Here is a 19346-nt window from a genome sequence, read left to right as displayed (position 1 = left end):
TGTTATTTTGTAATCGATTACAATGAAGGAGGGATACCCTATGAAAGTTGAAGAAATGAAATCTCAAAGCTTTGCTGATGTAAGCTTCGATCAATGGAAAGAAACAGCTGAAGCTTCTTTAAAAGGCAAGCCGCTGTCTCGCTTGCATACTCAAACATATGAAAATATCACGCTTAAGCCGCTTTATCTGCCAGAAGACGTGGAGTCAAATGAGGTAGATCAGCATCCGGGTGAATTATATTTTACACGAGGATTCCATAAAGGCGGTTATTTGCAAAAGCCGTGGCGTATGGCAAACGCAGCTGTGTCGTCATCAGCTAGTGAGTTAAAAGAGAAGCTGAAAAAAGCATTGGATGCTGGTCAAGATACGCTGGCCTTTTCGGCAGATGATTTGGCTGAAGGCACTTATTCTGAAGTAGCTGACATCTTAACTAACTTAAATAATGAACAATACCCGCTATACATAAAAACGAAGGATCATTTTCTTGCAGCAGCTGCTTTCTTGCAAAAAGCAGGCCTGTCTAATGAAACAATCGGAGTGCTAGGTTCTGATGTCGTATCGAACTATGCTTCAAAAGGGATCGTGTTAAATGAAAAAGGATTAAACCTTCAATTAGAAGCGCTTGAAGAATTGAAACGGACTTACCCAAATGTAAAAACTCTTCTTGTTGATACAACTCCTTATCATTCAGCGGGCGGAAATGCCGTTCAAGAAATCGCACTGGCTTTATCAGAAGCGGTATTTTATTTAGAATGGCTGACTGATAAAGGCTGGACGGCTGATGAAGTGTCTAGTAAGCTCGTATTTCATTTTGCTGTCGGTTCGCAATTCTTTATTGAAACGGCGAAGATTAGAGCTTTCCGCAAAATTTGGACTACTCTCTGTCAAGCTTATGGCATTAGTGAAGAGGCGATGAAGGTAACAATTAGTGCAGAAACTTCTGAATTCACTCTTTCTCAGCTAGATCGTCATGTAAATATCCTTCGTACGGGCAGTCAGGCATTTTCCGCTGTTCTTGGAGGAGTCGAGTATTTACAAGTGACTCCATTTGACCGACCGACGGGAAGTGAGAGTGTGCTAGGTGCGCGAATCGCCAGAAATATTCCTATGCTTTTAAGAAGCGAATCCCATCTAGAGAAGGTTGTTGATCCTGCCGGCGGTTCATACTTCGTTGAATCGATCACTGAAGAAATCGGCAAGAATGCGTGGAGTTATTTCCTTTCTATTGAAGATAAAGGCGGCATCCTTTCTGCTTTGAAAGATGGCACGCTTCAAAATGAGTTTGCTGACATGATGAAGAAGCGAATGAACGACTTAGCCACGCGCAAAAAGTCCATGATCGGTACAAACGTGTATGCTGACCTCGGAGAAACTCTTCCTGAAGCAGATCAAGTGAATGCCGTTTCACTGGCGAATAAAGAGATCGATTCTTTTGCCAGCCTTGTCAATCAAATCACTGACGAGACAACCATTGCAAGCCTCCATGTAAAAGAAAGCGGCGAGGCGATTTCTCCGCTGCAAACGAGCCGTCTGTCTGAACCATTTGAACAGCTTCGAAAAGAGGCTAAGCGAATAGAAGCAAAAGGCGGGACATTGAAGGCCGGCTTAATTGGTTTAGGTAAATTAAAAGAATATAAACCGAGAGCGGATTTCGTAGCTGGCGTTCTTTCAACGGGAGGCATTTCTGTTGAATCAAGCGGGGACTGTCAAACTGTTGAAGAAGCGGTTCAATTCGTAAAGGAAAGCGGATTATCTTATTTCTGCATTTGTGGAAAAGATGAGGCTTATGCAGAATTTGGCCCAGAGCTGGTTGCAGAACTTAAACAGGCTTCTAAACCGATTAAAGTTGATTTAGCGGGCAGGCTTGGTGAAGAATCCGATGGCAAATGGCACGAAGCAGGACTGGATGGCCATCTATTTGCAGGACAGAATCTTTTAGAGAAGCTGTCTTCTCTGCAATCCATCTGGAAAGGAGAGGAATCTAATGAGTAAATCAGTGAGCAAACCTAATTTTCATGATCTTAAGCCATTTGCGAAGACAAGTGATCAATCTTTAGAGAAGTGGAAACAAGAGCTAGAACAAGAAGTGAAACAATCATTTGATGAATTATCTTCTGAAACAAACGAATTTATTTCTCTTAAGCCTCTATATACAAAAGAAGATACGAAAGAATTAAAACATTTAAATGATATGCCGGGTGTGGCTCCGTTTACTCGAGGACCTTATCCAACTATGTACGTAAACCGTCCGTGGACAGTCCGACAATATGCCGGATTCTCAACTGCAGAGGAAAGCAATGCCTTTTACCGCCGCAATTTGGCCATGGGTCAAAAAGGGTTATCAGTGGCCTTTGACTTGCCGACTCACCGAGGGTATGATTCTGACCATGAACGCGTAGTGGGCGATGTGGGAAAAGCGGGCGTAGCCATTGACTCGGTGGAAGACACGAAAATTTTATTTGACGGAATCCCGTTGGATCAGATGTCGGTTTCTATGACAATGAATGGGGCTGTCCTGCCGATCATGGCATTTTATATCGTGACAGCTGAAGAACAAGGCGTCCCTCAAGAAAAGCTGTCTGGGACGATTCAGAATGATATTTTAAAAGAATATATGGTTCGTAACACATATATTTATCCGCCTGAACAATCAATGAAAATCATCGCAGATATTTTTGAATATACGTCTAAATACATGCCGAAATTTAACAGCATCAGTATCTCAGGCTACCATATGCAAGAAGCTGGAGCGCCTGCTGATATCGAGCTAGCCTATACCCTGGCAGACGGGCTGGAATATGTCCGTACGGGTTTAAAAGCGGGAATTGAAGTGGATTCATTTGCTCCGCGCCTGTCCTTCTTCTGGGCGATTGGCATGAACTACTTTATGGAAGTGGCAAAAATGCGGGCGGCTCGCCGGATCTGGGCTCAGCTGATGCAGCCGTTTAACCCGAAGAATACGAAATCAATGGCGCTTAGAACACATTCGCAAACATCAGGCTGGAGCCTGACAGAGCAAGATCCATTTAACAATGTGACGCGTACGCTGATCGAAGCGCATGCGGCAGCAATGGGCCATACACAATCGCTTCACACGAATGCACTAGATGAAGCGATTGCTTTGCCGACTGACTTCTCTGCTAGAATTGCTCGTAATACACAGCTGTATTTACAAGAAGAGACAGGGATTACGAAAGTGATTGACCCATGGGCTGGTTCTTACTATGTGGAAACATTGACGAACGAACTGATGGAGCGTGCATGGGAGCATATTAAAGAGATTGAAGACCTTGGCGGGATGACGAAAGCGATTGAAACGGGGCTGCCAAAAATGCGGATCGAAGAAGCAGCTGCCAGAAGACAAGCGCAAATCGATTCTGGAAAAGAAACGATTATCGGTGTGAACCGTTACCGCCTTGACCAGGAAGACCCGATTGATATCTTGGATATTGATAATACTGCTGTTCGTTTAAAGCAGATTGAACGACTGAATCAAGTGAAAGAAACTCGCGATGAAGCACAAGTTCAAGCTGCACTCAAAGCTATTGCCGAAGCCGCAAAATCCGGAGAAGGCAATCTTTTAGAATTGGCTGTAATAGCCGCAAGAGCGCGTGCCACATTAGGTGAGATTTCTGATGCAGTCGAAGAAGCTGGAGGGAGACATAAAGCCGTGATTCGATCCATTAGCGGAGTATACAGCTCTAATTTCTCTGATGCCGAACAGATTGAAGAAGTGAAGCGCATGACAGAAGAATTCAGTGAACAGGAAGGCCGCCGTCCACGGATTCTAGTGGCGAAAATGGGGCAAGACGGACATGATCGCGGAGCGAAAGTCATTGCGACAGCCTATGCCGACTTAGGGTTTGATGTCGATATCGGACCTTTATTCCAGACGCCTGAAGAAACGGCCTTGCAAGCGGTAGAGAATGATGTGCATGCCATCGGCTTCAGTTCGCTTGCTGCCGGTCATAAGACCCTGCTTCCTGCATTGGTAGAAGAACTGAAAAAGCTTGGGCGCGAAGATATCGTCGTATTCATAGGCGGTGTCATTCCAGCACAAGATTACGAATTCCTCCGCCAAAATGGAGCCGCAGCTATTTTCGGGCCAGGTACAGTCATTCCAGTTTCCGCACAGAAGATTATTGAAGAAATCTATAAGAGCCTCGGTTACGAGGAAGTGAGCTCTTAATGGATGAAAAAAAAGATTCCAATCATGAAGAGGGCCGCCAGTCGGCTCTTCATGTAATGAAAGGAATTTCTTCTATGCATGACGGATTTGTTTCATCAAAAAAGAAGCGATTTCAAAAGAAAGAAACGGCGCTTCCGGATATGGCAGCTTTATCTGAAGGGGTAATGGCCGGAAAAAGAGGTGATTTAGCGAAAGCAATTACGTTTATTGAAAGCAATTCGCTAAATCATTACAAATACGGTCAGGAGTTATTGCAGACACTTCTTCCGCGTACTGGGAACTCGGTTCGCATAGGAATTACCGGTGTGCCGGGGGCAGGTAAGAGCACGTTCATCGAAGCGTTTGGCAAAATGCTCTGTGATGAAGGCTATAAAGTAGCTGTGCTGGCGATCGATCCGAGCTCTTCCATCAGCGGAGGAAGCATACTGGGTGATAAAACCCGGATGGAGCTATTAGCGAAGCACCCGAATGCGTTTATTCGTCCTTCACCTTCTAGCGGAACACTCGGAGGCGTTCATCGAAAAACGCGGGAAACGATGCTCCTTTGTGAAGCAGCCGGTTTTGACGTGATTCTGATCGAAACAGTGGGAGTCGGACAAAGTGAGTTTATTGTCCGCGGAATGGTTGATTTCTTTATGTTGCTCGTATTAACGGGTGCAGGTGATGAGCTGCAGGGCATGAAAAAAGGGATTATGGAGCTCGCGGATGCCATTGTGGTCAATAAAGCAGATGGAGAGAATAAGCGTTTAGCTGAAAGGACAAGAGCAGAATACAGCCAATTCCTGCATTTGCTTCAGCCATCTACAAAGGGATGGCAATCACAAGCTTATACCTGTTCTGCATTGAAAAATGAGAAAATCAGCGATCTATGGAAAGTGATTATGGAGTTTGAAACGACAACGAAAGAAACGGGCGTATTTGAAGAGCGGCGCCGGCTGCAAACGAAGGAATGGCTCCATACGCTGATTATGGAACAGCTGAAAACAAACTTTTATCAGCACCCGTATGTTCAAGCGGAGCTGAAAAATATGGAGCAGCAAGCGATGGACGGAGAAATGACTCCATCTCAAGCAGCTGAAGATTTATTTACTCAAGTGTACAAATAGATAAAAGCATATGAAAAAACGCAGCCGGCTGTGATTAGCCGGGCTGCGTTTTAGTATCTAAGGGCATAAAAAAACGGCTGATGTTCATCATCAGCCAAACGTTAGGGAGTTTAGGGGGTATGGATCTAGTTGCATTATTACTATTACCCAGAACTCTTCCTTTCAAACAAAAAATATGAAAAAAGAGCAAGAAGTTATGGTTTTAAGCAATGATTCATTTGAAAACAGCAAGCAATTATTCTATCATAGGTATACATGGTGGAAAAAGGAGAGAATTACATGAACATGGATTTTAATTTCTTAATGAACGATGTTGTTCGCCAGGCACGTGAGGAAATCACTGCGGCAGGATATACACAGCTTCAAACCGTCGAAGACGTAGAAGCGGCTTTTGCTAAACAAGGCACGACGCTTGTGATGATTAACTCAGTGTGCGGCTGTGCTGGAGGAATTGCCCGTCCGGCAGCTGCGCATGCGGTGCATTACGATCACCGTCCGGATCACTTGGTTACTGTATTTGCAGGACAGGATAAAGAAGCGACAGCTAAAGCTCGCAGCTATTTCACTGGCTATCCGCCATCCTCTCCATCTTTTGCTCTATTAAAAGACGGCAAATTATGCACGATGGTTGAGCGTCACGAAATTGAAGGGCATGACCCAATGTCTGTTGTTCAAAACCTTCAAAGCGCGTTTGATCAATACTGCGAAGAAGTTTAATACAAGAAACCTTGCCATAATCATGGCAAGGTTTTTATTAAAGATGGAAACGAAGCGGCTATATAGCCAATAACATCACGCAGGGAGTCGGTTATGTACAAGATTGGATATCGAACAATCAAAACCGCAATTGGCACTGCGCTAGCCATTATGCTGGCACAGTGGGCTGGTCTTGATAATTATGCATCAGCAGGTATTATAGCGATTCTATGTATTCAAAATACAAAGAAGAAGTCTCTAGAAGCGTCTTGGAGCCGCTTCTTTGCCTGCATCGTAGCCATGGGATTCTCAGCTGTGTTTTTTGAAGGACTTGGCTATTATCCGATTGTGATTGGGCTGCTGCTGTTATTTTTTATCCCGACCATGGTTTCTTTTAAGGCTACAGAAGGAATTGTCACGAGCAGTGTCATTATCTTACATATTTTTTCCGCAGAAGCGGTTAGTTTCGCACTGATACTTAACGAGCTTGGCATTATAACGATCGGGATTGGCATTGCCTTAATAATGAATTTATATATGCCAAGTGTGGAAAGGGACCTGTTCCGCCTTCAAGAAGACATAGAAACGAACTTTTATAAGATATTTCAAGAAGTGATTCTATTTTTGCGGGAAGGGGATCACCTGTGGGACGGCAAAGAAATTACAGAAACGTCCCGGCTGATTAAAGAAGGCAAGTCTTTGGCTTACAAAGATGTAGAGAATCATTTTCTGCGTGATGAAAGCTTGTTTTATCATTACTTCAGCATGAGAGAAAAACAATTTGAAATTATTGAACGTCTGTTAACAGTTGTGACGTCGATTTCTCATCAGGTAGAACAGGCGCACATTATCGCTGATTTCATGGAGGACTTAAGCAAGCATATTCATCCTGGAAATACTGCGATGCTGTTTTTAAAAAAATTGTACGATATGAAAGTGGATATAGAAAATATGGAATTGCCGACTTCACGAGAAGAGTTTGAAGCGCGTGCGGCTTTATTTCAATTTGTTCAGGAGATGGAAAGGTACTTGCAGATCAAGAGTTCCTTTAGAGGATTACAGAAAGAAGAATTAGAAGTCAAACAAAAAGCCAACTAATCAATAGTCAGTTGGCTTTTTTAGATTATAAAAACATAGACAGTCCAAAAAAGACCGTAGAAATTAACATCGTAAACAGCATAATATAGACGACGGTTTTTTGAATATGTTTATTTCTCATAAACGAAAAATCTCTCCTTTTATCCCGCGTATTCTTGCTATTATTCTATCTGCTTTTTAACTGAAAGACAACCGGAGGAAAAATACTTTCTATGACAATGATGAAAAGTTATTAAAAAAAGAAGGAATTTAGCGAAAATTAGCGAATATTTAAATTGTTTAAGGTCTTTTTGCAAAGGGGGAGAGAAAATGATCAAGAACGTGGATCATATTGGAATAGCGGTTAGTTCGCTTGAAGAAACGTTGCCATTTTATACAGAACAGCTTAGGTTGACCCTGTTAAAAACAGAAGAAGTTGAATCTGAAAAAGTGAGAGTAGCATTTATTGATGCCGGTAATGTTAAACTTGAGCTGCTTGAACCCATGAGTGAAGAAAGCGCGATTGCTAAATTTATTGAAAAACGCGGACAAGGCATTCATCATGTCGCATTTGGCGTCAGCGATATCGAACAGCGTATTCAAGAGATTAAAGAGAGCGGAATCCGCATGATTAATGAAACATCAAAAATCGGAGCCGGCGGTGCCAAGGTAGCTTTTATGCATCCGAAATCGACGCATGGCGTACTGCTTGAGCTTTGCGACAAGGGACATCTGAAAGGAGAATAACATACATTATGACAACACCAGACATTTTTGAAAGCATCAATGAGTTGTATGACAGACGCCGTGAAGTGGAACTTGGGGGCGGAGACGAACGTATTGACAAGCAGCATGAAAAAGGCAAGCTGACAGCAAGAGAAAGAATCGATTTATTAGTGGATCCTGGCACATTTGTAGAAGTGAATCCTTTTATCGAACATCGCTGTGTAGACTTTGGTCTTGAAGGAGCGAAGGGTCCTGGAGATGGAGTCGTTACCGGCTATGGAAAAGTAAATGGCCGTCCGATTTATTTATTTTCTCAAGACTTTACGGTGTTCGGCGGAGCGCTTGGAGAAATGCATGCCAAAAAGATTGCCAACGTGATGGATTTAGCCGCCAAAAATGGAGCGCCGTTTGTCGGTTTAAACGATTCTGGCGGAGCGCGTATCCAAGAAGGTGTCGTATCACTTGATGGGTATGGACATATTTTTTATCGAAATGCGATTTTCTCTGGCGTGATCCCTCAGATTTCTGTGATAATGGGACCGTGTGCCGGCGGAGCGGTTTACTCACCTGCAATCACTGACTTTGTCTTTATGGTTGATAAGACGAGCCAAATGTTTATCACAGGTCCGAAAGTAATCGAAACGGTCACTGGAGAGAAGATTTCTTCTGAAGATTTAGGAGGATCGAAAGTACATAACGCAATAAGCGGAAACGCTCATTTCCGTGGAAGTTCTGAGCAGGAAGTATTGGAAAATGTAAGAGCCTTGCTTAGCTATCTTCCTCAAAATAACGAAGAGAAACCGCCGCATCTGGAATATTCGATGGAAGAAGACTATCTGAAAGACATAACAGATGTCGTTCCATTTGATGGCTTGCGCCCTTATGATGTGCGCAAGGTCATTGAACAGGTAGTTGATGCAGATTCGTTCATGGAAGTACAAAAAGAATTTGCGAAGAACATTGTCGTTGGCTTTGCCCGAATCAAGGGAGAAGTCGTCGGTATGGTGTGCAATCAGCCTAAATTTATGGCGGGTGGACTAGACATTGATTCTTCTGATAAAGCTTCACGCTTCATCCGTTTCTGTGATTCGTTCAATATCCCAATCATTACGTTTGAAGATGTATCCGGTTTCTTCCCAGGGGTTAAACAAGAGCATGGGGGCATCATTCGTCACGGGGCTAAGATCTTGTATGCTTATTCCGAAGCAACCGTTCCAAAGATTACCGTCATTTTAAGAAAAGCTTATGGCGGAGCATATGTAGCTCTAAATAGTAAATCCATCGGAGCGGATTTAGTCTTCTCATGGCCAAATGCAGAGATCGCCGTAATGGGACCTCAAGGGGCAGCGAATATCATTTTTGCTAAAGAAATCGCAAATAGCGAGAACCCAGAGGAAACGCGAGCGAAGAAGATTGAAGAATACCGTGATAAATTCGCTAATCCATATGTAGCAGCCGCACGCGGCATGGTAGATGATGTCATCGATCCGAGAGAAACGCGTATTAAGCTGATCCAAGGGTTAGAAATGATGAGAACAAAGAAAGAAGAACGTCCGAAGAAAAAGCATGGAAATATTCCATTATAAATCATTTAGAGAGAGCTTTAGGCGCGAACATGCGTCTAAAGCTTTTTTTGATCCAATTCCATATTCGTTGAGAATAAGCGAGTGGAAGCGTATACTGTAATTGGGACTTTTTATTAGGAGGTACATATAAATGGTGAATAATGAACGGTTATTAAATGAATTTCTTGAGCTAGTACAGATTGATTCTGAAACAAAAAAAGAAACGGAAATTGCAAAAGTATTGACGAAGAAATTCCAAGACTTGGGTGTGACAGTCTATGAAGATGATACAACTGGCCAAACCGGTCATGGGGCAGGAAATTTAATCTGCACCCTAGACGCCACTAAAGATGGAGTGGATCCGATTTACTTTACTTCTCATATGGATACCGTCGTGCCCGGTGCCGGTATTAAACCGAGCATTAAAGATGGGTATGTCGTAACAGATGGAACGACGATTCTTGGAGCGGATGATAAGGCAGGTCTGGCTGCCATGCTTGAGATGGTTCGTGTGCTGAAGGAGCAGAATCTGCCTCATGGAATGATTCAATTTATCATTACAGCTGGTGAAGAATCTGGTTTAGTCGGAGCGAAAGCGCTGGATCCTTCATTAGTGAAAGCGAAATTCGGCTTTGCTTTAGATAGTGACGGGGCTGTGGGCAATATTATCGTAGCAGCGCCAACGCAGGCGAAAGTGACAGCTGAAATTTACGGGAAAACAGCACATGCTGGCGTGGCGCCAGAAAAAGGAGTTTCAGCGATTACGATTGCCGCTAAAGCGATTGCTAAAATGCCACTAGGACGAATTGACGAAGAAACAACGGCTAATATCGGACGTTTTGAAGGCGGAAAAGCAACGAATATTGTATGTGACCGTGTTGACATTTTAGCGGAAGCTCGTTCACTCGTTCCTGAGAAAATGGAAGAGCAAGTAGCTAAGATGAAGCAAGCGTTTGAAGAAACGGCTGAGAGCATGGGCGGGTCTTGTGACGTTCAGGTTGAAGTGATGTACCCGGGCTTTAAGTTCGGTAAAGGAGATCATGTCGTTGAAGTAGCGAAAAAAGCAGCTTCCCGAATTGGCCGTCCAACCGAGCTGTTAACAAGCGGCGGCGGAAGTGATGCCAATGTGATCGCTGGATTCGGCATTCCTACCGTCAATTTAGCTGTAGGGTATGAAGATATTCACACAACGAATGAAAGAATGCCGATTGAGGAGCTTGAGAAACTTGCTGAAATGGCTGTAGCCATCGTAGCTGAAGTGTCAGAAACTGAATAAGATTATCGAACCTGTCTGTACATCAATAAGCAGACAGGTTTATTTATTTATGGTAGTATTTTCTTATAAGAAAGACGGATACATCCGTAACATCAATGATTAGCTAGGAGGTCATGCCATGCAGCAGGTGGATAAAACAGTTGTATTTGAATCGGGTCATGAAGAATATGCGGTTCCCATTGAGTCGGTGATTTCTATAGAGAAAGTACCATCTATTCAGCCAATTCCGCATTTGCCCTTGTATATGAAAGGCGTTGTAAAAGTTAGAGATGAATTAATTCCTGTCATTGATTTTGAATATGTGCTTTACAATAAAAGTTTGTCTAACCTCGATGAAGCGCGATTGCTCGTTATTCAAACGAAATTTTTAGCTGTCGGTTTTCTTGTGAAAGATGCGAAAGAAATTATCAGTGTGCCTGAGCAAAGCTTGCGCCAAGTCGGCTTGGTTGCCTATTCAAAAACAAAATATTTTTCGGCCGTTGCTAATTTGGATAACCGACTGGTAACGATCATCGATCCCGAGGTGCTTGTTTCTTCCCTCGATGGAATGAAAGAGATCCAAGAGTTTATGATGAGTTATACAGCTGAATAATAGATTCATAGGTTAGAACAGTTCGTTATTTTGATGGATAGGTGAGACACATGTACACATATATGATCGCTGGGCATGCGAGACTGCCAGCTGGAATGGCAGCTAAAAATTTGTATGACACGTTAACGATTACGGCGGAAGTAGAAGGCAAATACGGAGTGATTGTCGAAGCTTCCTGCACGCTTGCAACAGAGCAGGGAAGACAATATATTGCTTCCTTATTAAGAGGATATAGTTTAATGGACGGCATCGAAGAACTGCTTGCCCGAATGGATCATAATTATTTCGGAAAAGCGAGTGCTGCGATCGAAAGTGCGTTAAAGGACTTATACAAACAGTATGTAACAACTGTTAATGAATGAAAGGGTGCGCCTATGCTAATGGCGCACCCTTTCATTATTTCCAATTATAGAAATTTACTTTTCCGAGGCAAATAATTGAGCCTGCACGGCTTCTATCGCTTCTTTTAAAATATCAAACATCTCTTTAATCTCTTGTTCATTTATGACAAGCGGCGGAGAAAATACGATCGTATCAGCGTTGCCAAAAGTAACTGTTCTTAAAATCAGCCCTCGTTTTCTCGCTTCTGCAATTACTTTAGGAGAGACTTTCGCAGGAAAGCGTTCATTCGTTTCCTGATCCTTCACGAGTTCGAGTGCGCCAATCAATCCTAATGAACGGATTTCGCCGACGATCTTACATTCTTGCTGCAGCTGCTGCAGATGATTTGAAAAGATGAGGCCCATTTTCTCGGCGTTTTCAATCAGCTGTTCCTCTTCTAATATCTCAATATTCTTTAAGGCAACCGCACATGCAGTCGGGTGGCCGCTGTAAGTGAATCCGTGCAGCAGAGTGCCTTCAGAATACTTAATTAAATCTTGATGAATGAATTCGCGTACAATGACCGCTCCAAGCTGAGAATATCCGCTTGAAATGCCTTTTGCGACAAGCATGACATCCGGTGTGACACCATAATGTTCACAGGCGAACCACTTGCCTGTCCGTCCAAAACCGGTGATGACTTCATCAGCAATGAAGAGAATTTGATGCTCATCGCAAATGCGTCTTACTTCCTTAAAGTAATCGTCCGGAGGAATATTTACTCCGCCTGCTCCTTGCACTGGCTCCGCGATAAAAGCCGCAATGGTGTCTGCGCCTTCTTGAATGATTAATTCTCTTAGTGCCTCTGTGCTGAATGCTTCCACGTGCAGAAACCCAGGAGCAAGAGAAGAAGTCATATGATGAAAATCCTTGATGCCCGTCGCGCTTGTTGAACCAACTGCTACGCCGTGATACCCCTTTTCACGTGAGATAATTTTCGTTTTTTGCGGCTGGCCTTTCACTTTCCAATAATGACGAACAAGCTTGTACGCTGTGTCGTTTGATTCAGAACCTCCCGATGTAAAGAAAGCCGCTTGTAAATCACCAGGCGTAAGTTCAGCTAATTTCGCTGCTAACCGAATGGCAGGTTCATTGCTGAATGTGGCGAAACAAGAGGAGAAAGCAAGCGCTTCCATTTGTTCTTGAGCGACTTTAGCGAGTTCCTTTCTTCCATACCCTACATTGACATTCCAAAGGGAAGCCATTCCTTCGATATATGTTTTCCCGTTAACATCTGTTAAGTACACACCATTGCCTTCTTTGAAGATAATAGCGGCCCCATGTTCCTGCTGTTCTTGAATAGAGGATGTTGGGTGAATAAAATGCTTTTGATCCAGTTTCGTCAGTTCTGCGGCAGTTAAATTTTGCTTGTCCATCTATTTACACTCCTTTTGTGAAAATTTATCTAGCTGTCCTATCATTATAACAGGACAGCCAGAGAGATTTGCTCTAGATTTTTTATGTTTATTTTTTAAAAGCAAAATCGCAGCTTTTAAGTACTTCAGATTGTTAAATCTACCGGTTTAATGCGACGACACGGTTTTTTCTTCAAAAGGCCAAGAGGGAAGCATATTGTTTAAAGGCTTATCTTCTCGGTATCCAAGCGCATACTCTGCTTGCATCACCGTATGGATTTCTCTCGTTCCTTCGTAAATAACAGGGGCTTTTGAATTTCTTAAATAACGCTCAACTGGATATTCATTTGAATAGCCATAGGCTCCATGAATCTGTACCGCATCATCAGCTGCCTGATTCGCAAAGTCGCATGCCTGCCATTTAGCAAGAGATGTTTCGCGCGTGTTGCGCTTCCCTTGATTTTTTAACTCTCCTGCACGGTAGACGAGGAGCCTGCTCATTTGCAGACCGGCTTCCATTTTGGCGATCATTTGCTGAACCAGCTGATGTTTGCCGATTTCTTTGCCAAATGTTTTTCGTTCATGACAATATTGAATACTCGCTTCAAGACAGGCCATGATCTGACCGCAAGCACCGGCCGCGACAGTGAAACGGCCATTATCTAAGGCTGACATCGCAATTTTAAACCCTTCGCCTTCTTGACCAAGCAAGTTCTCTTTAGGGACTTTGATTTGATCAAAAAAGATTTCACCTGTGTTTCCGGCTCGAATGCCAAGCTTGCCTTTAATGGCTTTTGAAGAAAATCCCTCCATTGTGCGTTCTACGATAAACGCGGAAATGCCGTGATGTTTTTTAGTTTTGTCCGTGTAGGCAAATACTATGAAATGATCTGCGACATCACAGAGGGAGATCCATGTTTTTTGGCCATTTAAGATATAGTAGTCACCTTCAAGCTTAGCTGTGGAATTCATGGCAGCTACGTCTGATCCTGCTCCGGGTTCCGTTAATCCAAAAGCTCCGACTTTCTCGCCTTTTGCCTGCGGAGTTAAGTATTTTTGTTTCTGCTGTTCGGTTCCCCATTGCATGAGGGTCATACTGTTTAATCCAGTGTGTACGGACACCGCTGTTCGAAAAGCTGTATCCCCGCGCTCTAGCTCTTCGCAAACGATGGCCAGAGAGTTATAATCCATGCCGCTGCCGCCATATTGTTCAGGAATGCATACGCCCATTAAGCCGAGCTCTGCCAGCCGTTTTAAAATATTTGTTTCAAAGTGTTGTGTGGCATCCCATTCTCCAATGTAGGGCATGATTTCTTTATCCGTGAATTGGCGGACGGTTTTTCTCAGCAATTCCTGTTCTTCCGAAAAGTTAAAGTTCATTTCTGGCACACTCCTTAGATAATGTTATTTTCTTTATAAAGGTCAATTTGAGCTTCTGTTAATCCCTGACTTTTTAATATGTCTATCGTATGTTCACCAGGTAATGGCGGATGCCGATCCATAACCACCGGCGTTCGGGACAGCTTAAGCGGACTGCCGATTAAGCGAATGTCACCGGCCGTTGGGTGAGGCATTGTGACAATCATGTTTCTTGCCAACACATGCGAATCTTCTGTCATCTCCTCGATATTTTGAATCGGTCCAAACGGAATCCCTTGCTCCTCGCAGCGCTTCTGCCAATAGTGTAGCGGCTGTTTAACCAGCTGCTCCTGAAGCAGAGGGAGGAGGTGCTCCTGGTTTTTTACACGCTGCGCATTGGTGGCAAACCGTTCGTCAGCAGGCAGCTCCCGGAGACTCAGCATCTCGCAAAAGGAGGCAAACTGCCGGTCATTCCCTACAGCAATCACCATTTCCGCATCAGATGCAGCAAAAGTTTGATAAGGAACGATATTTGCGTGCTTGTTTCCTAATCTATTGGGAATCTTTCCTGAAACTAAATAATTGCTGGCGATATTGACTAGCGAACTAATAGCAGAATCATATAAAGAAATGTCTATTTTCTGCCCGCGTCCGGAAGCTTCTCTCTCGAGGAGAGCTGCTTGAATGCCGATACAGGCATACAAGCCGGTTAATATATCAGTAATGGCTACACCTAATTTTTGCGGGGAAGAATCTTCTTCTCCTGTAATGCTCATCAATCCGCTCATCGCTTGAATGATAAAATCATAGCCGGGCCGGTCTTTATAAGGGCCTGTTTCGCCAAAACCGGTAATCGAACAATACACAATTCCTGGATTAATGTTAGACAGCGATTCATAACCTAATCCAAGCCGGTCCATTGTTCCTGTTTTAAAATTATTAATAACAATGTCACTTTCTTTCACGAGATCTTCAATGATGGATTTTCCTTCTTCTGTTTTCAAGTTGACGGTAAGGCTTTTTTTATTTCTGTTTGTGCACAAATAATAGGCGCTGACTCCCTCTTTAAAAGGAGGACCCCATTCTCGGGTTTCATCACTTCCGCCAGGGGCTTCAATTTTGAGGACTTCGGCGCCTAAATCACCGAGGATCATTGTACAATAGGGGCCGGCAAGGACTCTTGTGAGGTCAAGGACTTTGATTCCTCTTAATGAGCCGGTCAAAAAAACCACTCCCTTCAACATAATAAAAGCCAGTCATCCTCTATCCATGCGTGTTTGACATGGAAGTGAAAATAACTGGCTTATGCCTGCCGAAATCTTTTCTGGTAGGAAAAGCTGAGCAGACTTAACAGTATAATATCGAGTGAAGAAAATGAACCTGTTGAAGTATCATATGTAAACCCAGTTTATAATATTTCGAATAGTTTGTAAAATTTATTTTTTGTTTTTGAACTAGAGGGGATGGGTGAAAGCGCGCATTCTCTAATCATTCGAGAAGAACTGCTATAATAGTAAAAAAAGAGTTAACAGGAAGTGGAGCCAGTGAAGCAGTATTATCCTAAGCGCGGCCGTGTGATTTTGCATGTAGACATGAATAGTTTTTATGCCTCGGTGGAGACGGCTCACGACCCATCTTTAAAAGGGAAGCCGCTCGCGATCGCCGGCAACCCAAAGGAACGAAAAGGAATTGTGGTCACATGCAATTATGAAGCGAGAAAATTCGGTGTAAAAACAACGATGACTGTCTTTGAAGCCCAAAAGCTCTGTCCGCAAATACTAATCATGAGACCTAACTTTGATCGATACCGTGCCGCATCCGCTGCTATGTTTGACCTACTGAGAGATTATTCAGAATTGGTGGAGCCAGTTTCAATTGATGAAGGCTATGTAGATATTACCGGGAGTTTTTCGTTAGGGACGCCGCTTGAAATTGCTGACACTATTCAAAAGAGAGTATATAACGAACTGCATTTGCCATGCAGTATTGGGATTGCCCCGAATAAATTCTTAGCGAAAATGGCTTCCGACATGAAGAAACCCATGGGAATAACCGTATTAAGAAAACGGGACATTCCGAAGCTTCTATGGCCGCTTCCCGTCATCGAAATGCATGGAATCGGCGAGAAAACAGCAGAGAAGCTTGCAGGTTTTTCCATTCATACGATTGGCGACCTTGCCCATGCGGATGAACTGGTGCTGAAAAACCGTTTAGGCATAAACGGACTGAAGTTAAAGGAAAGAGCGAATGGGGAAGACCGCAGAAAAGTCGATCCTGATTCTGTTAATGATTTTAAAAGTGTGGGAAATTCGATGACGCTGCCGAAAGATACGACGAGACAGCTTGAGCTTCTGCAGGTGCTTCAGACTCTTTCAGATAAAGTGTCGAGCCGTCTTTACAGCAAAGATATGCTTGGCACCACGATATCTATCATGATTCGTTATAAAAATAGGCAAACCATCACCCGCAGCAAGAAATTATCAGGACCGACTCAAAATAAAGATGAAATTTTTGAAGAAGCGAAAGGCTTATTTCTGCAGCACTGGACGGGTAACGGCGTCCGGCTTTTAGGAGTCACCGCTCAGGATCTCGTAGAAAAGGAGCAAGCCGGCATACAGCTGAACTTATTTTCCTACGAGCAAGAAGCGAAGAAAGAACCTTTGTTAGATGCGATCCAAGAAATCCGCAAAAAGTTTGGGGAAAATGTGATTCAAGAAGGTATAAGGAGCCGAAAGGCATTGGCTGATCCAAGAAATGATACTAGCTTCAATAAAGATTTCTTGGCTAGGAAAAAGAGAGAAGCGGCTGATGATGAAGGATAAGGTCATGACTATAAAATCCGGATCTTATGGGGGCATAAAATTGCGAAGAAACGCTCGTTTCAGTTGCATGACTATAGATTAATTGATACATTTAATAAGCATGAAAAACATCCATGAAAAGACTGAGGCTGACAAACTACATACATGGCCTTCTGAATAAGAAAGTGAGGAATCAAAATAATGTCACAACAGCAAATAGGTGTGATTGGTTTAGCAGTGATGGGGAAGAATCTTGCTTGGAACATTGAAAGCCGCGGTTACACCGTATCCGTTTTCAACCGTTCTCGTGAGAAGACAGACGAAATGCTGGCCGAAAGTAAAGGCAAACAAATTACAGGAACATATAGCATTGAGGAGTTTGTGCAATCACTTGAAAAGCCTCGTAAAATCTTGCTGATGGTTAAAGCCGGTCAAGCAACAGATGCAACGATTGCCCAGCTGAAGCCGCTTCTTGAAAAAGGAGATATCTTAATTGACGGCGGAAATACATTCTTTAAAGATACACAGCGCCGCAATGAAGAATTGAGCGAAAGCGGCATTCATTTTATCGGCACTGGCGTTTCAGGAGGAGAAGAAGGAGCGTTAACTGGCCCTTCAATTATGCCTGGAGGCCAAAAAGAAGCCTATGAATTAGTGGCGCCGATTTTAAAAGATATTTCTGCAAAAGTGGACGGCGAAGCTTGCTGCACATATATTGGAGCAGATGGAGCGGGACATTATGTGAAAATGGTTCATAATGGCATTGAATACGGAGATATGCAGCTGATCTCAGAAGCGTATTTCATTTTGAAAAACGTACTTGGATTGTCTGCAGAAGAGCTTCACGAAGTATTCGCCGAGTGGAATAAAGGCGAGCTTGACAGCTATTTAATTGAAATCACAGCCGATATCTTTACGAAGAAAGATGAAGAAACAGGCAAGCCGTTAGTAGATGTGATTTTAGATAAAGCAGGCCAAAAAGGAACAGGTAAATGGACGAGCCAAAGCGCACTTGACCTTGGCGTTCCGCTTCCATTGATCACAGAATCCGTATTTGCCCGCTTTATTTCTGCATTAAAAGATGAGCGAGTAAAAGCAAGCAAATTGTTGAAAGGCCCAGAATCCACTCCATTTAATGGAGACCGCACTGAGTTTATTGAAGCGGTTCGCAAAGCACTGTATATGAGTAAAATCTGCTCTTATGCGCAAGGCTTTGCTCAAATGAAGTCTGCCTCTGAAGAGTATGGCTGGAATTTAAATTATGGAGAAATCGCGATGATCTTCCGCGGCGGCTGCATTATTCGTGCCCAATTCCTGCAAAAGATTAAAGAAGCGTATGATCGTGAACCAAACTTAACGAACTTGCTTCTTGACCCATACTTCAAAGACATCGTAGAAAATTATCAAGGTGCGCTTCGTGAAGTAATGGCTGCAGCTGTGAAAGCAGGTATTCCAGTACCGACTTTATCAGCAGCTCTTTCTTATTTCGACAGCTACCGTACAGCTGTGCTGCCTGCGAATTTAATTCAAGCGCAGCGTGACTACTTCGGCGCACATACGTATCAGCGTGTGGATAAAGAAGGCGTATTCCATACTGAATGGAGTAAATAATTAAAGAATGAGCGGGAGCCATTAGGTTCTCGCTCATTTTTTGTTTTTAAACAGTTTTCTTTTAATCTTCGAGAGTAACCCTTGTTTTGGAGAGGTGCTGTGTGACTTCTTTTTTTCTTTTTGGATATCGTCCAGCCCAATTTGCGGTTTGTCAACTGCATCAGCATGCGTGACTACGAGACCGATATTTGTATCTGCTTCTTGATTTTCGACAATGGTATATGGCAGGTGATGCTTGATGGCAAGCTGAATATAAGGAGATAGATAGGCGTAATCAATATCGCCATTCAACAGCATTTCGCCTTTTTTAACAGTCGTTATCCACGACTCGATTTCTTTATGGCCTTTCTTTTGATACACTTCTCCTGCTGTGAGAGCGCCTTCTACTCTTTCACGGATCGTGCCAAGAAAGCGTTTACGTTCTTCCGGTTTCAATTCTTTCGGTCCATGAATCCCCGATTGTAAGATTTCATCTACTTTATTTTTGGTCACATTCATCCTCCATTCCTGCTTTCTACTACTATATCCGCTATTCGTTATATATGTTCATATAGTTTATGAATCAAAAGAATGTAAGTGCTATTTATATCGTAGCGATGCTCGCGTAAAAA

The 19346-nt window shown here is 43.2% G+C and carries 17 protein-coding genes; 12 read left to right on the top strand and 5 right to left on the bottom strand.

Annotated elements, in window-relative coordinates; all coding sequences use genetic code 11:
- Positions 1-40 precede the first annotated feature (40 nt).
- The 5 genes from JOC78_RS05150 to JOC78_RS05130 all read left to right on the top strand — a co-directional run bounded on the left by JOC78_RS05150 (position 41) and on the right by JOC78_RS05130 (position 7090).
- Entirely contained in the window at positions 41-1993 is a 1953-nt protein-coding gene (locus JOC78_RS05150; protein WP_204553410.1) for a methylmalonyl-CoA mutase family protein, read from the top strand.
- The gene (scpA, locus tag JOC78_RS05145; RefSeq protein WP_204553409.1) at positions 1986-4190 is read left to right on the top strand and encodes a methylmalonyl-CoA mutase; all 2205 of its coding nucleotides are present in this window, start codon (positions 1986-1988) and stop codon (positions 4188-4190) included. The genes JOC78_RS05150 and scpA overlap by 8 nt, the downstream gene beginning before the upstream one ends.
- Positions 4190-5296 (top strand): methylmalonyl Co-A mutase-associated GTPase MeaB, encoded by a 1107-nt coding sequence (gene meaB / locus JOC78_RS05140; protein ID WP_204553408.1) that lies wholly within the window; start codon positions 4190-4192, stop codon positions 5294-5296. Before scpA ends, meaB begins: the two co-directional genes overlap by 1 nt.
- Before the next feature lie 279 nt (positions 5297-5575).
- Positions 5576-6013 (top strand): BrxA/BrxB family bacilliredoxin, encoded by a 438-nt coding sequence (locus tag JOC78_RS05135; RefSeq protein ID WP_204553407.1) that lies wholly within the window; start codon positions 5576-5578, stop codon positions 6011-6013.
- A 93-nt stretch (positions 6014-6106) separates the two neighbouring features.
- Complete coding sequence (locus tag JOC78_RS05130; RefSeq protein WP_204553406.1) at positions 6107-7090, top strand: aromatic acid exporter family protein; 984 nt, start codon at positions 6107-6109, stop codon at positions 7088-7090.
- Between the two features lie 25 nt (positions 7091-7115).
- Here the strand turns inward: JOC78_RS05130 and prli42 are convergent, their stop codons facing one another.
- Positions 7116-7211 (bottom strand): stressosome-associated protein Prli42, encoded by a 96-nt coding sequence (gene prli42, locus JOC78_RS05125; protein WP_204553405.1) that lies wholly within the window; start codon positions 7209-7211, stop codon positions 7116-7118.
- A gap of 188 nt (positions 7212-7399) precedes the next feature.
- Between prli42 and mce the strand changes: the two genes are divergently transcribed.
- From mce to JOC78_RS05100, 5 genes are all read left to right on the top strand, one after another.
- Positions 7400-7816 carry a methylmalonyl-CoA epimerase gene (gene mce, locus JOC78_RS05120; RefSeq protein ID WP_204553404.1) on the top strand — a complete coding sequence of 139 codons (417 nt, stop codon included), beginning with the start codon at positions 7400-7402 and terminating at the stop codon, positions 7814-7816.
- Between the two features lie 8 nt (positions 7817-7824).
- Positions 7825-9381: an acyl-CoA carboxylase subunit beta gene (locus JOC78_RS05115; protein WP_204553403.1), complete on the top strand. Its 1557-nt coding sequence runs from the start codon at positions 7825-7827 to the stop codon at positions 9379-9381.
- Positions 9382-9511: 130 nt separating this feature from the next.
- Positions 9512-10636: a M20/M25/M40 family metallo-hydrolase gene (locus tag JOC78_RS05110; protein WP_204553402.1), complete on the top strand. Its 1125-nt coding sequence runs from the start codon at positions 9512-9514 to the stop codon at positions 10634-10636.
- A gap of 118 nt (positions 10637-10754) precedes the next feature.
- A complete protein-coding gene (locus JOC78_RS05105; RefSeq protein ID WP_204553401.1) occupies positions 10755-11228 on the top strand; it encodes a chemotaxis protein CheW in 474 nt (157 codons plus the stop codon).
- Positions 11229-11278: 50 nt separating this feature from the next.
- On the top strand, positions 11279-11590 hold the full coding sequence (locus tag JOC78_RS05100) for a DUF3870 domain-containing protein (protein ID WP_204553400.1): 312 nt from the start codon (positions 11279-11281) through the stop codon (positions 11588-11590).
- A 54-nt stretch (positions 11591-11644) separates the two neighbouring features.
- On the opposite strand, the gene JOC78_RS05095 is transcribed toward JOC78_RS05100, so the two are convergent.
- The 3 genes from JOC78_RS05095 to JOC78_RS05085 all read right to left on the bottom strand — a co-directional run bounded on the left by JOC78_RS05095 (position 11645) and on the right by JOC78_RS05085 (position 15546).
- The gene (locus tag JOC78_RS05095) at positions 11645-12985 is read right to left on the bottom strand and encodes an aminotransferase family protein (protein WP_204553399.1); all 1341 of its coding nucleotides are present in this window, start codon (positions 12983-12985) and stop codon (positions 11645-11647) included.
- A gap of 147 nt (positions 12986-13132) precedes the next feature.
- Complete coding sequence (locus JOC78_RS05090; protein ID WP_204553398.1) at positions 13133-14344, bottom strand: acyl-CoA dehydrogenase family protein; 1212 nt, start codon at positions 14342-14344, stop codon at positions 13133-13135.
- A gap of 14 nt (positions 14345-14358) precedes the next feature.
- Complete coding sequence (locus JOC78_RS05085; protein ID WP_204553397.1) at positions 14359-15546, bottom strand: CaiB/BaiF CoA transferase family protein; 1188 nt, start codon at positions 15544-15546, stop codon at positions 14359-14361.
- Between the two features lie 321 nt (positions 15547-15867).
- Between JOC78_RS05085 and JOC78_RS05080 the strand changes: the two genes are divergently transcribed.
- Together JOC78_RS05080 and gndA are read left to right on the top strand one after the other, a co-directional pair.
- On the top strand, positions 15868-17145 hold the full coding sequence (locus tag JOC78_RS05080; protein ID WP_204553396.1) for a DNA polymerase IV: 1278 nt from the start codon (positions 15868-15870) through the stop codon (positions 17143-17145).
- Positions 17146-17325: 180 nt separating this feature from the next.
- Positions 17326-18735, top strand: a complete 1410-nt coding sequence (gndA, locus tag JOC78_RS05075) for an NADP-dependent phosphogluconate dehydrogenase (protein ID WP_204553395.1) — start codon at positions 17326-17328, stop codon at positions 18733-18735.
- Between the two features lie 33 nt (positions 18736-18768).
- Here the strand turns inward: gndA and JOC78_RS05070 are convergent, their stop codons facing one another.
- Positions 18769-19227: a YueI family protein gene (locus JOC78_RS05070; protein ID WP_338023168.1), complete on the bottom strand. Its 459-nt coding sequence runs from the start codon at positions 19225-19227 to the stop codon at positions 18769-18771.
- Positions 19228-19346 lie beyond the last annotated feature (119 nt).

This window comes from Bacillus ectoiniformans, from assembly GCF_016908875.1.
GTDB classification, from domain to species: Bacteria; Bacillota; Bacilli; order Bacillales; family Domibacillaceae; genus Bacillus_BX; species Bacillus_BX ectoiniformans.
Note: the sequence above shows the minus strand (reverse complement) of the source record. Positions and strands in the feature narration are given on the sequence as shown.